Here is a 13,853-nt window from a genome sequence, read left to right on the forward strand (position 1 = left end):
GCGTCATCACCGGTCTCCGACCCCAGCCAACTTCTGGCGCATCGCCTCGTGATCGGCACGCCTCAGCGGATAGCACATCAGGCAGGCCACCGACGCCACGAACAGCACCAGGATCAACACGCCGACCGCCGCGCCTAACGCTTGGCCTTGCGCCGGGTCGACCTGAACCAACGATATCGCCTCCGCGGGGGCGTTCGCCGCCACGTTGCGCGGAAAGCCGACGACATCGAGCACGATCCCCGCGAGCAAGGTGCCCAGACCCGAAGTGGCCTTGATCACGAAGGCGATCACCGCCGCGAACAAGCCTTCGTGACGCTCGCCTGTTTCAGCCTCGGTGGCGTCGGTCACGTCCGCGATCATCGACGCCGTGAGGATGCTGACCGAAATCAACGCGACAAAGAGCAAGCCTGTGTGCAGGAATAGCAGGATCGCCAAGTCCTTTGACCCCGGGTCCGGCATCCAGCCCGCCAACGCCGCGAAGATCGGCGCTGGCCCGAACAGGAGCGCGAACAGCGACAACCACACGGCCGCCTGCTTTTTGTCGGATTCGCGGCTGATCACTGGCGCCAATCCGAACGCTGCGAACAACCCGAGGTAGAGACTTAGACTCAGCACCCCGATCTGCTCCGCGCTCAGGCCCCAGAAATAGGTGTTCACGTAAAAGCTGGTGGCGTTGATGTAGCCCCAGCCAGCAGCGGAAAACAGTGCACCGGCAAACAACACGCGGAACGGCCGGCTGCCAAACACCGTGCGCAGATCATGGCGCAGCTGCCGCGGATGCAGCGGCCGGTGAATCATGCGTTCCCGCAACTGCGGAATCAGGCGCCGTGTACCCCAGGCGCATAACACGATGGCCAGTGTCGCCAGCACCGCACTCAGCAGCCCGTAACTGCGATAGGCCTCGGCGACTAGGCGGCCATCGGCGCCACCGGGTTGTGCCGCGAACAGCACGAAGTATCCGTACGTCGCGATACCAAGGCCGGCAAGCCACCCGAAAAAGAATCGATAGGCGACCAGTTCGGTGCGCTCGTCGTAATGCGAGCTGATCTCGGGCAGCATCGCGTTACTCGGCACCGAATAAGCGGTCAGGCACAGGCGCACCAGCACCGAAAAACCGACAAGCCAGGCGAACAACACGGGCTGATCCAGATCGATCGGTGGCGAGAACAGCGCCCACAACGCCAACCCGAACGGCAGGGCGCTGGCCAGCATGAAGGGATGGCGACGGCCCCAGCGAGTCCGAACGGTGTCAGACCAGGCACCCACCAGCGGGTCAGACACGGCATCGAATAACAACGCGATCAGGATGGCCAGCCCCGCGAGGGTGCCGGAGAGCCCTAATACCTGGTTGTAGTAGAACAACAGGAAGATGCTGAAGGCCGTGTCCTTCACCCCTTCCGCGACCGAGCCGATGCCGTAGAAAAAGCGGATCGATCCCACGACACGAGACTCTGCAGGCCTGGCGGCCCTGGGCTGAGCAGTCATGCCCTTAGCGCAGCCGACTCATCGCACGATGCGATAGCAGGGCACGTACTCCGAACCGGGCAGTCGCATCCGTCGTTGTTCGACAAAGCTGCGCAGCAAGGCATCCAGTTCTCCGGCGATGGCAGGTTCGCCTGCCAGTTCGAAGGGACCATGCTCGGCCACGGCCTGAATACCAGCCGGTTTGACGTTGCCTGCAACAATGCCGGAGAACGCCCGACGCAGGTTGGCCGCCAGATCGCTGCTGGGCTGATCCCGATGCAGGCTAAGCGCCGCCATGGCCTCGTGCGTGGGGTGGAACGGCGTCTGGAACTGGCCGTCAATGCGCAACTTCCAGTTAAAGCCAAAAGCATCACGGGTTTTCTCACGCCAATCGAAGACCTGGGTCGCGCCCTCGGCAACGCCGCGAGCGACAGCGACGGGATCATCAATAATGATGCGATAAAGCCGTTGGGCGGGCTGGCCCAGCGTCGAGCCGATGAATTCATGCATCTGCTGGAAGTAAGCACGCGCGCTCGGCGGGCCGGTAAAGATCACCGGAAACGGCATGGCGTCATTCTGTGGGTCGAGCAGAATGCCCAGCAGGTGCAGGATTTCCTCCGCCGTCCCGACGCCACCGGGAAACACGATCATCGCATGGCCCAGCCGCACAAATGCCTCCAGCCGCTTTTCGATATCCGGCAGCACGACCAGTTCGTTGACGATGGGATTGGGCGGCTCGGCGGCGATGATGCCCGGCTCGGTCACACCCAGAAAACGCCCCTCGCGCAACCGCTGCTTGGCGTGTCCGACAGCCGCACCCTTCATCGGCCCCTTCATGGCACCGGGGCCGCAGCCGGTGCAAACGTCTATTCCCCGCAAGCCCAGCGCGTGGCCGACTTCCTTGGTGTAGTCGTACTCTTCACGCGCAATCGCGTGTCCACCCCAGCACACGGCAAGCGGTGCGCGCTCCCCGGCATGAATCACTCCGGCATTACGCAGCAACTCGAACACGCCATCGGTGATGGATGCCGGTGAGTCAAGTTGCGGAATGCCGGAGGCGGCGACCAGATCGCGCAGCACGCTGAACAGGTGCTCGCGGATCCCTTCGATGATCTCGCCGTCGACAAAAGCCTGATCCGGCGCGTTGATCAACTGCAGTCGGATGCCCCGCGGCTCCTCGCGGATGCGGACATCGAAGGAGGCATAGCGACTCATCACTGCAGCGGCGTCATCCAGCTCACTGCCGATATTCAGCACCGCCAGCGCGCAGGCACGGAACTGCTCGTGCAGGCCACCCGCCTCCGTCGAGGACAACGCCGCCACCTCGCGGCGCGACAGCAAGCGCAACCGCCCGCGCGGCCCTATATCTGCATCCATCTCGTCCAGCCTTGTGGGGTGCGACTCAAACGCCGCCCCTTATTGTTGTCAGGCGACATGAAACCATGCGCCGTGGTGGTGCCGCGAGCTCAGTCGAACACCACGACCTGGCGAACGGCTTCGCCGCGATCCAGCACGTCAAAGGCCTCGTTGATGTCTTCGAGCTTCAGCGTGTGCGACAGCAAGCGATCCACCGGCAGCAACCCGGCCTGATACATCGCGATAAAGCGCGGAATATCGCGGGCGGGTATCGCGGAACCCATGTAGCTACCGCGCAGCACACGCTCATCGACGGTCAGGCTCACGGCCTGGATATCCAGGCGCGCGTTCGGATGCGGCAGTCCGACCGTGACCGTGGTACCGGCGCGGCCGGTCGCGGCGTAGGCCGTCTCCAACACCTTCGCGCTGCCGACGGATTCCACCACGGTCCGGGCGCCACCGTTGGTGATCGCCCTGACTTGTTCCAGTGCATCTGCATCAGCCGCGTTGACGGTGTGCGTGGCGCCCAACTCCCGAGCCAGCGCCAGCTTGTCGTCGGACAGATCGATAGCCACCAGGGGGTTGGCGCCCTACGCCCGCGCGCCGATCAATGCCGCCAGGCCCACGCCACCTAGGCCATAAACCGCACAGCTCGTGCCCGGCGCCACCTTGGCCGTGTTCACGACCGCGCCCACACCGGTCATCACCGCGCAGCCAAACAGCGCGGCGATCTTGAAATCCAGTTCGGGGTCGATGACCACGCAGGATTTGGCCGATACCGTCGTGTAGTCCGCAAACGCCGAAACACCAAGATGATGATTCAGCTCACCCGCCTGATCATGAAACGGCTTGGCGCCGCTGAGCAGCGAGCCGCCGGTGTTGGCGACCGCGCCGGGCGCGCACATGGCCGGCCGGCCCTCGGCGCACGCCGGACATTCACCACAGACCGGCACGAACGAAAAGACAACGTGATCGCCCACCTGCAGTAGGCCGGCGTCGGCGCCGACTTCGACGACCTCACCCGCCGCCTCGTGGCCCAGCACCATCGGCATCACGCGGGGACGTGATCCGTTGATCACCGACAAATCGGAATGACAAAGGCCGGCCGCCTTGATCCGCACGGTGACCTCGCCGGCACCCGGCGGAGCCAGCGCGACCTCGCGGATCTCCAGCGGCTTGCTGGTTGCGTACGGTGCAGGGGCTCCCATTTCACGCAGAATCGCGGCGCGTGTCGTTCTCATGTCGTCGTCTCCAGTTGTTGTAAGGCCTGGCGCAGGACATCGGGAATCGGAACAGGCCGGCGACTGACCCGGTCCACGAACACGTGGACGAAATGCCCTTCGGCCGCAGGCTCGGCGCTGGTCTCACCGAACAGTCCGATCCCGTAGCGCACGCTGCTGTTGCCCAGCCGGTCCACCCGCAGGCAGGCGGCCACCATTTCAGGGAAGGCCAGCGAGCGATGAAACTTGCAGCCGGTCTCGATCGCCAGACCGATGACCGGCCCGTCGTGAATATCCAGACCACCGTGGCGAATCAGGTAGTCGTTGATGACGGTGTCGAAATAGCTGTAGTACTCGACGTTGTTGACATGGCCGTAGACGTCGTTGTCTTTCCAGCGCGTAGGTATGTTCAGTTGGTGGGGGTAATCATCAACGGTCGACATGTGAGTCCTTGGTCAGGCTTATTCCGGGTCCAGCAAAAACGGGGGCGGCGGTTCATCGCTGCGCATCCAGTTGTCACCGACGGACAGGGCGCAAATGCGACTCACATGGGCCAGCGGCCGGCCGGATTCAGCGGCCCAGGCGTTGAATACCGTCTGACATGCGGCGAGCTCTGCGCGGGTGGTTGGTTGCTTGCTCACGACGTTATTGGCCACGAGCAGCGCCACCACGTCGCCGGTGAGCTGGAAGCTGTCCTTGCCGGCCATACGCAGGAAGATGCAGGCGCTCATGCCACCCAGGCGTGCACCGCGGCGGGCCAGCTCACGCCAGAGATCCACAATCTGCTCCGCCGGCCAGGCGGCAATCCAGTGCGCGAAGCTGTCGTGGGTCTGGGCCACGTCCAGCACGAAGCGAGCATTGCGCGGCACCGAGGCGATCTTCTGCCGATTGCGAACAATGCGGGCATCGGCGGCCAGCGCTTCCAGGCCAGGGCCATCTAGCGCGGCGCAGTGCTCAGGATCAAACGCCCGGAACGCGGTTTCGAAACCCGGCCATTTCTGCTCGATGACCCGCCACGCGAACCCGGCCTGAAACACACGCTTGGTCATCAGGCTCAGATAGCGGTCATCGCCCAATGCGGCCAGTGCCTCCGTGCTCGCCACCGCAGGCAACAAGGTTTCGATGGCCGCCTCACCACCCTTGCGGCGGCAGGCGCGCTCGAAGATCCGCGCAAACGACTCGGTCTTGCTCACCCGTTCACGCAATCGACAGCAAAACAACGGCCGCCAGGGGCGGAACGCCCTGCAGCAGAGCGGCGCGGCGCATCCGCGCATCGCTGATACCCAGCACCACGGCGGCACCGACCATCACCGCGCAGATCACGAGCATGATGGGCCGACCGGTCGCCGGATATCCCAGCGCGGTCACGATGATGCCGTGGATCAAACCGACCGCCAGAAACAGATTGTAGAACCCCTGATTCAGCGCCCAGGGGCGGATGGCTTCAGCGGCATCTGGCGAGGCGACCTGAAATCGCTTCTGGATGTCCCGGCGCGAAAACAGCACCGATTCGAATAGAAAAAAAACGATGTGTAGCAGCGCCGCGAGCCCGGCCGGGATCAACGCAATGGTTTGCATGTCGTCTCCTTGTCCCCCTGGGTTCGGCCGCAACCACTGGGGCTGTGTACCGCAGCGTCCACAACAGGGCCGCATTATGCGGGAGCCGCCCGACGCGCGCGACGCCAGGCACAAAAAAGCCCCCGACACCGAAGTGCCGGGGGCCTGGGGTTCCCCAGTCGTGCTCTAGTCGATGATGGTGATCACCGGACCGGACGTCGGCAGACCAGATGGCTGAATCACCAGACCGGAATCCGCACCGGCCGCGTCGACCGCCGTCAGCGTGAACTGGTAGGTAGTGCTGGTCGCGCCCGGACCCTGCGGTCCTTGTGGCCCGACTGGCCCAACCGGACCCTGCGGCCCGACAGGCCCCTGCGGACCCGCCGGCCCCGGAATGCCCTGGGCTCCGCGGGCACCATTGGCACCGTTGTCACCCTCACAGCCAGCCAGCGCGACGGCCGCGACGATAGCCGCAGCCACCAGAGGCAGGCGACGACGCGGGATGCTTCCAACACCCATCAGGCCCAGCAGCATCAGGCTGCCGCCAGCAAACATCGGAGCCGCAAGCCAGGCGATGCTGGTGCTGAAGTCCACCGCGACGACGTAAGCCTCGCTGGACCCTGCGGCCACCGAGCGCGACGGCGTGAAGGTCACAACAAAGGTCCCTGCGACGCCATCGATGTTGACGGTTGCAGGCACGGTGGCCTCGCCGGCATCCACGGCACCATTGCCGTTGGCATCGATGTAGACATCAGCGCCGGTGATGTCACCGTCGAAATCACCGCTGCCGCTCAAGGTTCCAGAGAACCCGGCCACATCAACCGCTTCACCCGAGCTGTTGTTAACCGTCAGGCCGATGGCGGCGACATCCTGCTCGCCGGCACCAAAGCTCACGCCACCACCGTTGCCGGTGTTGCCGTTGGCCACGATTGCGACGGGCGGGTTGTCGGTCGTCTCATAGGCACCGATATCGCAGGTTGCCGTGCCATCCGCATCGCCATCGAACGGACGGGCAAAGCCCATACCCCGCTGATCAACGTTGTTGATGGCCATACCGGCACAGGTGCTGTTCAGACCACCGTCGACGGCAGGGCCGCTGGTCAATGCGACCGTCATCGTCGGGCCGCCATTCATCTGCAGGCCGTCCATCGACAAACCTGCGGCAACGCCAGTGACATTCGCCGGCCCGTTGACCGTGGCACCGGTGGCATCGGCCACCAGGTTGTAGCCGTTGCCATCCACAGCACCGGATACATCCGCAGCCGTGGCGGCCATGTTGTCGCCGATCAGCGTGTTGGTGGCGTTGAAGCTGGCCGTGGCGTCTTCCAGGAAGACCCCGCCGCCGGCCGTGGTCGCCATGTTCGACGCGATGGTCGCATTGACGGCGTTAACGATGGCGCCTGGCTTGAGCAGCAGACCGCCGCCCACCTCATTACGGGTACCCGACCCATCCTGTTCCGCCGTGCCGTTGCCGAAGACCGTGCTGTTCCACAGATTCAGCGTGGAACCGGCGAACACCCACAAACCGCCGCCTTCGTTATTGGCGAGGTTGTTCCAGACGGTCGAACGATCCACGGTCACGGTGCTGGCACCGCCGGTGATATGCAGCGCACCGCCGTTACCCGGATTGTTGCCGGCCATGTTGCTGGCCATGGTCGACTCGGTAATGGTGACCGTGGTCGCGGACGTCGAGGACACATCCTCCAGCGCCCCACCCGCGCGGCTGGCACCGTTGTTGGTCAGCGTCGAACCGGTGATGGTCAGCGTGCCGTTGAAGTTCAGCACCCCGCCACCGGAACCCGATGCGCCGGACGCGACGTTGTTGGTGATGGTCGCATTGGCCACCGTCATCACACCGCCGTTGTTGAACAGTGCACCACCGCCATTGTCGGCTGCGTCACCCTGGGCGTCGTTGGCGTCCAGCGTCGTGCCGTCCACTGCCAGGATGCTGGGAGCGCCGAAGTTCCAGAGACCTGCACCTTCGGCGGCGGCGACGTTGTTGCTCACCGTGCCGCCCACAACCGAAACAAACCCGCCGAACGTGCCACCACCGTCACCGGTGATGTGCAGACCACCACCGTTACCCGGTGCCGCGACCGCAGCCAGCGAGCCCAGCGTCACACCGGCGCTGTTGCCGTCCAGCGCGACCTCGGTCAGCAGGACCGTCGGCACACCGTTGGTCGTGTCATTGGCGGTCGAGCGATCCTCGATACCACCGCCTGCACGATTCGCCACGTTGCCGGTGATCGAACCACCGGTCATCGACACGGTGCCTTCATTGTTGAAGATGCCGCCACCGGAGCCGGAGGCACCCAGCGCGCTGTTGCCGCTGATGACCGTGCCCCCGGTGATGACGATGTCGCCACCCTGGTTGAACAGCGCACCACCGCCATCGTCACCGGCGTCGCCGTTCGCGGCATTGGCCGTGAACGTGCCGCCGTCGATGGACATCAGGCCAGACCCGTTCCACAGACCGCCGCCCTCGCGTGCCGCCGTGTTGCCGGACACCGTGCCACCGGCGACATTGATCGTGCCCGGACCGGACACGTGCAGCGCACCACCGTTACCAGGGTTTGCGACCGTGCCTGTTCCCACGCCGGCACCGTTTCCGGACAGCGTGACATTGCTCAGCGTGACTGTCGTAGCCGCCTCGCGGGCGTTGTCTTCGATACCGCCACCGGCACGATTCGACAGGTTGTTGCGAATCGTCGAATCGCTAACCGTGAGCGTGCCGCCGTTGTTCAGAATGCCGCCACCGGTTGCGCTGACACCCAGCGCCGTGTTGCCGTCAATCACGGCATTGGACACGATCATCGTGCCGCCCTGATTGAACAGCGCACCGCCGCCGTCTTCGCCGATCAGGTCACCATTGCCATCATCGGTACCGGGGCCATTGGCCACGTTGCCGGTAAAGCTGGCGCCGTTGATCGTCATCGTACCGGCGTTGTTCCACAGAGCGCCGCCTTCCTGGCCGGCGATGTTGTTCGCGAAAGTCCCGCCCTCGACGGTCGAGTTCACCGCACCGCTGATATGAAGAAAGCCCCCATTGCCCGGACTGGTACCGACTTCGTTGCCGAAGGCTTCGACATTCGTCAGGGTGGTCGCCGGACCGGCTGCGATCTCGATACCGCCACCGGCGCGGTTCGCCGTGTTGCCGCTGAAGCGGCTGCCCGACACGCTCAGCGTGCCGCTGGAGATGATCGCGCCACCGCTACCGGAGGCGCCCGTCGCCGCATTGCGAAGAAAACTGCCACCGGCCACGGTCAGCGTGCCGGCATTATCGATGGCGCCACCGTTCGTGGCGGCGGCACCTGTGCCGACGTTGTCCCGCACCGTCACGCCGTTAAGCGCCACCGTGGAACCCGAAGCAATGCTCAGAGCACCGCCGCTCACCGCCGTGCCGTTGGCCAGCACGAGGTCGGACAGCGTCACCGGCTCACCGGCTGCGTCGATGGAGAAAATCTGGAATGCGGACTCGCCGCTAATCGTCACATCACCGGCAAGCGCCAGGTCATCGCTGATCGACGGCAGGCTTGCGGTCAACGCGATGGTGCCCCCACTCAGTGCACTGGCGAAACTGATGGAATCACCGGTCGCTTCACCGGCAGGTGCATCACCGACCGCTGCATTCGTCGATGCGGCCATCACCGCCTCGCGCAGACTCAGCTGCCCGTCAGCCGCGCTGACATCGGCGAGCGTGTCCACTACGTAAGTCGTCGCAAAAGCTGGCGCAGCCAGCCCGCCCAACACAAAAAGCGCCGCTCCACGAGCCGCGCGCGTATCGTTTTTAGTCATCTCAACTCCCTGAGTCGAATCAGATCCGGTTCAATCCCGTTCGGGATTGCCAAGGAGTTCGGATGCAAACCACGAGTGGATGCACTCAGCAGAGCCGAGATGATGAATTTTTTGTGACGGCGGCCGCAGGCCGGTCACATGTGCAGTCACGCGGAACTTCGGATGGTGCCGGAGGAGGGACTTGACCCCCCAACCTACCGCTTACAAGGCGGTTGCTCTACCAAATTGAGCTACACCGGCATCTGGAGACCGCAGCGGCATACGTCACGCCGCGGGGGCGGTAGTTTACCCAAAGTCATCCTGCACGTCCGCCGCATCTGCCAGTCGGGCGACGCCTTCCAATACGTAGTGCGGATGCAGAGTCCAGTCGGGCGGGAGATGCGGCTGTAACAAGGGGGCCTCGCCGCCGGTCAGCACACAAAGCGGCTGTACCCAGCCCAGCTGCCGCCGCACCCGCTCAATCGCTCCGAGCAGTGCATGAACGGCTCCGACCGTCACTGCGGGGTTGGTGTCATCGCCGACGATCGGCAGCGGTGCCGTGGTCACGACATCCGCCTGGAACTGTGTGCGCTGGTTCAGCGATGCCCGTGCCAAGGCGACACCCGGCAAGATCAGGCCACCGAGGTGGCTGCCATCGGCAGTGACGGCGTCAATGGTGCAGGCCGTGCCGGCATCAACGATTAAGGCGTTGCGTCCGGTGGCGGCCGCCGCGAGGACGACCATCCAGCGATCCACACCCAGCCGGCTGGGGTCGGCGTAGGCACAGCGCACGCCCAGCGATTCGGCCTGGCTGCGCACGAATCGCGGAGCGGGCCAGCCACGACTGGCGCACCAGGCCTGGACAGCTGCGTTGGCGGCTTCGCCGGCCACGCTGCTAATCCAGATGGCCAACGGCATTGCGGCAGGTGCCAGCTGATCCAGCACGCGACCGACCGACGCGAGGTCACAGTCCGCGGCTTGCGGCTGGGCCAGGTACCCGGCTGTCCACTGCGCCGACTTGCAGCGCGTGTTGCCTAGATCCAGTAGCCATTTCATGACCGTCGCACGCTCACTTCGCCTGACACCAGGGCTTCAAGCCCGTCGCTGAATTCGCATTGCAATTGCCCCTGAAGATTCACGCCACGCGCGATTGCCTCACGGCGCTGCCCGCCCTGCTCCACCACCACCGCGCGGTCGTCCAGCGCATCCAGTGCCTGGAACCGGGGAAGAAACGGCGCGAAGCCTTCGGTCTGAAATCGGCGCAAATCGACATCCAGCTGGCTCATCAGATCCGCTGCAAGTTCCGTGCGCGACGGGGCCGGCCCAAGTGCAGCCAGGCTGGTCCAGGGTTGGCCGAGGTCCACCGCCCCCGCCATGGCGACATTACAGCCGATGCCGATGATGGTGCGCACGGGCCCTGCGAGTTCGCCGCTGGCCTCGATCAGGATTCCGGCGAGCTTGGCGTCATTCACGATGAGGTCATTGGGCCATTTGATGCGGACATCCAGCCGGCCCAGCACTGCCGCCAGAGACACGGCGACGACCAGGCTGAGCGGGCCGAGCTGGGACGACGCGCCGTCGAACTGCCAGTCGAACGATGCGTACAGATTCACGCCCGGCGGCGAGAACCACTGCCGGCCGCGGCTGCCGCGGCCCTGCGTCTGCTGCTCGGCGAGCACCAGTGCGGGCCCCGCGTAATCGCGCTCGGCCAGCCAGGCATTGGTGCCGGTTACGCGGTCGAGAACCGTGACGCTCCACCCGGTGGGCGCCCGTTGCCTGAGCGCATCGACATCCAGGCGATCCCAGCCGCCTGGTAGGCGATAGCCACGCCCGGTTTCGGCGTCGATGGGCCAGCCCGCATCACGCAATTTCTGCACGCGCTTGTGAATCGCGGCGCGGCTGATCTGAGCCGACTCTGCCAGCGATTCGCCGGAATGCCAGGCGCCGTCGGCAAGCCCCATGAGAATGCCGTCGCTCAGTGCCGGGTTCCCAGCATGCGCCGCCAGATCATCACGCGCTCGAAACGGCTTTCCGAGCCTTGCAGCATGCGCAGAATATTGGATCGATGCGTCCATACCACCAACGCGAACATCGCCAGGGCGAAGGCGCCGAGCGGTGACAGCAGGCCGGTTGCCGCGATGCAGGCCACGTAGAACACGATGATCAGGGCCGCGACCAGGGTCGACAAACCGGCGTAGCCCGTCAGCGTCAGCACGAGTGCGAAGCTCAGCAAGGCCCAAGGCACAGCCGCGGGTATCGCGACCAGGCACACACCCAGCAGGGTCGCAGCGCCCTTGCCGCCAGCGAAGCTGAAGAACACCGGCGCGATATGACCGACCGTGACCGCGACTCCGCAGGCCAGCGCGATCCACCGCTCAGGCAGCACCGTTGATTCGAGAATCGGCCAGGGTAACCAGGGGATCACGGCGACCGCGAGCGCACCCTTGAGCGCGTCAATTGCGAGCACCGTTACACCGAAAGCCTTGCCATGTGTGCGCAGCGCGTTGGTCGCGCCCGCGTTGCCGCTGCCCGAACTGCGCAGATCGCTCGCCCCGGTCAAGCGCCCGAGCACCAACCCGCCCATCACCGAACCCAGCAGATAGGCGAGGATCAGCTTGACCGCGAGCTCGATCATCCCGCCTCGCTAACCTGCGCCACACTGGCGCCCAACCAAGCCAGGCGGCGATGGGCGACGGCTTCGTCGGCCCCGGTATCCATGCGCAGCGTCCAGGTGTTGTCCTGCGGCGGTGCCAGCGACAGTTGGCGATGCAGCAACCGGTCACCCCGAATGGCATGCACATCGACCGTCTCGCCTGGTGCCCGGCGTTGTTCCAGGGCTCGGATCACCCCGGGTGTCGCTTCCTCGAAATCCAGGGCGACGAGACGATCCCCAGCCGCGAGGCCAGCCTGCTGTGCAGGCGAATCATCGACCACGGTCGTCAGCCGGGGCTGGCGCTGACCTTTGACCGAAAGCCCCGTCCAGCAGCGTGGCCCAGTGGAATCTGAACCCGGCCGCCCGCCGGTGTCTTCCGGACCGGTCGCCGGGCGCACCGACGCGGTAACGCCAAAATCTGCGAGCAGCTCCGGCAGCGGCACCTCGCCGGCTGTGCGGATCATCGCATCGAAGAAATCGGTTAGGTCCAGGCCCGAAACCTCGCCGGCGATTTGCTCGATCGCAGCATCGGGAATCGGTTTCATCGCCCGTCCATACCGCGCCCACAACGTGCGCATCACGTCGTCCAGCGAACAGGCACCATCCGTCTCGCGGCGCAGCGTCAGATCGAGCGCACAGGCGACCAGCGCACCCTTGTTGTAGTAGCTGACGATGGCGTTCGGCGCGCTGGCGTCCTGCTGATAAAACTTGGTCCATGCCAGACGGCTGGACTCGGCCAAGGACTGGCGGTAGCGCCCAGGATTGCGCTCCAGGCGCGTCATCTGCTTTGCCAGCAGGTCGAGATAGCGCGGAGCATCAATCACGCCCGCACGCAGCAGCCCCAGATCATCGTAGTAGCTGGTAATGCCTTCGTAGGCCCACAAATCGTCAAAATAGGCCGGCGCTGTGAGCGACGAGTTGGCAACCGCAGCCGGCATCAGCCGGCGCACGTTCCACAGGTGGAAATACTCGTGACTGACCAGCCCGAGAAAATTCACGTAGTCGTCGCTGCGACCTGAGCCGCCGGGTGCCGGCATGGCGCGCCGCGGGGATGCCAGCGCGCTGGAGTAGCGATGTTCCAGGCCGCCGTAGCCGTCGGCGGTCACATTGTTCAGGAACAGGTAGCGGTCGCAGGGCAATTCGCCGAACAACGCGACCTGGGCATCACAGATGCGCGCAACGTCCGCAGCCAGTGCATCGGCATCGAAGCGCCCGGCGCCGGTCATCGCGAAGGCGTGAGGACGCCCGCCGGCGACGAACTCGACAATCTCGAACTCGCCCATCTCGACCGGGTGGTCGATCAGATCGTCGTAGTGCTCACAGCCGTAGCGGCCGAAGCCCCAGGGCTCGGCCTCCACAGGCCGCATCGATGTCGCCACCCGCCAGCGTCCGGTGACGGCGTTCGCGTCCGGCGCCATCAGATCGACGGTGCAGGGCACATGCTCCTGCCCGGCGACCCGCAGGCACAGCGACGTGGCATTGAAGAACCCGCGCTCGGAATCCAGATAGGCCGTGCGCACCGAGGTGTCGAAGGCATGCACCTCCATCAACACCGTGAGCGGCCCGGTCGCAGGCGCTGCCCGCCAGCAATCCTTGTCGACCTGATCGACCTGCACGGGCTCGCCACCTGATTCGGCGACCAGCGTCAGCACGTTGCGGGCGAAATCCCGGACCAGGTAACTGCCGGGAATCCAAGCCGGCAGCGTCAGCCACTGCCCGGCTGGGTCCGGGTGCTGGATCGTCAGCGCAACGTGGAAGCGGTGGGCGGCCGGTTCAGCCGGCTCGATGCGATAGTGCAGTGGAGTCAATGGATGCGGATTGGTCGAAAT

General features: G+C 65.0%; 12 protein-coding genes and 1 tRNA gene. All 13 read right to left on the reverse strand.

The genetic code is table 11. The features are described 5' to 3' along the window. Positions 1–6 precede the first annotated feature (6 nt). On the reverse strand, positions 7–1,440 hold the full coding sequence (locus tag ACE1EY_RS04930) for an MFS transporter (protein ID WP_291513878.1): 1,434 nt from the start codon (positions 1,438–1,440) through the stop codon (positions 7–9). Between the two features lie 63 nt (positions 1,441–1,503). After that, the gene (gene ppnN, locus ACE1EY_RS04935; protein WP_291513877.1) at positions 1,504–2,841 is read right to left on the reverse strand and encodes a nucleotide 5'-monophosphate nucleosidase PpnN; all 1,338 of its coding nucleotides are present in this window, start codon (positions 2,839–2,841) and stop codon (positions 1,504–1,506) included. An 89-nt stretch (positions 2,842–2,930) separates the two neighbouring features. Next, entirely contained in the window at positions 2,931–3,398 is a 468-nt protein-coding gene (locus ACE1EY_RS04940; RefSeq protein ID WP_370299630.1) for a zinc-binding dehydrogenase, read from the reverse strand. 12 nt (positions 3,399–3,410) lie between these two features. Then, a complete protein-coding gene (locus tag ACE1EY_RS04945; RefSeq protein WP_370299604.1) occupies positions 3,411–4,061 on the reverse strand; it encodes an alcohol dehydrogenase catalytic domain-containing protein in 651 nt (216 codons plus the stop codon). Next, positions 4,058–4,483, reverse strand: a complete 426-nt coding sequence (locus ACE1EY_RS04950) for a thioesterase family protein (RefSeq protein WP_291513875.1) — start codon at positions 4,481–4,483, stop codon at positions 4,058–4,060. Before ACE1EY_RS04950 ends, ACE1EY_RS04945 begins: the two co-directional genes overlap by 4 nt. 18 nt (positions 4,484–4,501) lie before the next feature. Continuing rightward, positions 4,502–5,233: a DNA-3-methyladenine glycosylase I gene (locus ACE1EY_RS04955; RefSeq protein WP_291513874.1), complete on the reverse strand. Its 732-nt coding sequence runs from the start codon at positions 5,231–5,233 to the stop codon at positions 4,502–4,504. A gap of 4 nt (positions 5,234–5,237) precedes the next feature. Then, complete coding sequence (locus tag ACE1EY_RS04960) at positions 5,238–5,618, reverse strand: DUF1304 domain-containing protein (RefSeq protein ID WP_291513873.1); 381 nt, start codon at positions 5,616–5,618, stop codon at positions 5,238–5,240. 165 nt (positions 5,619–5,783) lie between these two features. Beyond that, positions 5,784–9,392 (reverse strand): choice-of-anchor Q domain-containing protein, encoded by a 3,609-nt coding sequence (locus tag ACE1EY_RS04965; protein WP_291513872.1) that lies wholly within the window; start codon positions 9,390–9,392, stop codon positions 5,784–5,786. Between the two features lie 163 nt (positions 9,393–9,555). After that, positions 9,556–9,632: transfer RNA gene (locus ACE1EY_RS04970), tRNA-Thr, on the reverse strand. Positions 9,633–9,677: 45 nt separating this feature from the next. Then, positions 9,678–10,427: a type III pantothenate kinase gene (locus tag ACE1EY_RS04975; RefSeq protein ID WP_291513871.1), complete on the reverse strand. Its 750-nt coding sequence runs from the start codon at positions 10,425–10,427 to the stop codon at positions 9,678–9,680. Continuing rightward, positions 10,424–11,332 (reverse strand): biotin--[acetyl-CoA-carboxylase] ligase, encoded by a 909-nt coding sequence (locus ACE1EY_RS04980; RefSeq protein WP_291513870.1) that lies wholly within the window; start codon positions 11,330–11,332, stop codon positions 10,424–10,426. The genes ACE1EY_RS04975 and ACE1EY_RS04980 overlap by 4 nt, the downstream gene beginning before the upstream one ends. Before the next feature lie 14 nt (positions 11,333–11,346). Then, a complete protein-coding gene (gene plsY / locus ACE1EY_RS04985; RefSeq protein WP_370299605.1) occupies positions 11,347–12,006 on the reverse strand; it encodes a glycerol-3-phosphate 1-O-acyltransferase PlsY in 660 nt (219 codons plus the stop codon). Further along, positions 12,003–13,832, reverse strand: coding sequence for a M61 family metallopeptidase (locus tag ACE1EY_RS04990; RefSeq protein ID WP_370299606.1), 1,830 nt, complete (start codon positions 13,830–13,832; stop codon positions 12,003–12,005). The genes plsY and ACE1EY_RS04990 overlap by 4 nt, the downstream gene beginning before the upstream one ends. Positions 13,833–13,853: the final 21 nt, after the last annotated feature.

Origin of the sequence: Abyssibacter sp. (assembly GCF_964229365.1) — a bacterium.
In the GTDB taxonomy this organism is placed as follows: domain Bacteria; phylum Pseudomonadota; class Gammaproteobacteria; order Nevskiales; family OUC007; genus Abyssibacter.

Bases quoted from the DNA above. Each gene is read 5' to 3' on its own strand.
- ACE1EY_RS04980 (WP_291513870.1), bottom strand. From the start codon at position 11,332: ATGGGGCTTGCCGACGGCGCCTGGCATTCCGGCGAATCGCTGGCAGAG.
- ACE1EY_RS04960 (WP_291513873.1), bottom strand. From the start codon at position 5,618: ATGCAAACCATTGCGTTGATCCCGGCCGGGCTCGCGGCGCTGCTACAC.
- ACE1EY_RS04975 (WP_291513871.1), bottom strand. From the start codon at position 10,427: ATGAAATGGCTACTGGATCTAGGCAACACGCGCTGCAAGTCGGCGCAG.
- ppnN (WP_291513877.1), bottom strand. From the start codon at position 2,841: ATGGATGCAGATATAGGGCCGCGCGGGCGGTTGCGCTTGCTGTCGCGC.
- plsY (WP_370299605.1), bottom strand. From the start codon at position 12,006: ATGATCGAGCTCGCGGTCAAGCTGATCCTCGCCTATCTGCTGGGTTCG.
- ACE1EY_RS04945 (WP_370299604.1), bottom strand. From the start codon at position 4,061: ATGAGAACGACACGCGCCGCGATTCTGCGTGAAATGGGAGCCCCTGCA.
- ACE1EY_RS04965 (WP_291513872.1), bottom strand. From the start codon at position 9,392: ATGACTAAAAACGATACGCGCGCGGCTCGTGGAGCGGCGCTTTTTGTG.
- ACE1EY_RS04950 (WP_291513875.1), bottom strand. From the start codon at position 4,483: ATGTCGACCGTTGATGATTACCCCCACCAACTGAACATACCTACGCGC.